Genomic DNA, 374 nt, shown 5'->3' on the forward strand with positions numbered 1-374 from the left:
GCATTGGCCACTCCCCGATAGCGCTGGACAACACCAGCAACGCGCAGGCCATCGCTCTCTATGTGGGTGTTTTGGCTATTTGGGTTGAACGGATCGACCGTCTGCAAAAGCATGTTTGCATGGTACGCATCTCCGGCCGCGAGCGTCACCGTATCGTAGTGGTTCAAGTAGTCGGCTGCGCAGCCCGAGAAGAGCAATGCGGACAACACGCACGAAAATTCGCGCACGCGCATGAATGAATTCCCCCAAACCCCAGCAGGATCATGCGCTATTTGTCCTTTGCTGTCGAATCCAGAAAGGTTCCACGTTCCGTGAAGGTGCCATTGTCGTCATTGCCGTGTCGTCTACAGTTGATAGATCGGCGATGCTGGCTC

1 protein-coding gene is annotated in these 374 nt (G+C 55.3%); it reads right to left on the minus strand.

Annotated features, from left to right (window positions below; translation table 11 throughout):
- A partial coding sequence (locus AC1DY7_RS31435) for a hypothetical protein (RefSeq protein WP_477497669.1) occupies positions 1-233 on the minus strand: 233 nt, incomplete at its 3' end.
- Positions 234-374: the final 141 nt, after the last annotated feature.

The organism is Mycobacterium sp. P2_H7 (genome assembly GCF_056403275.1).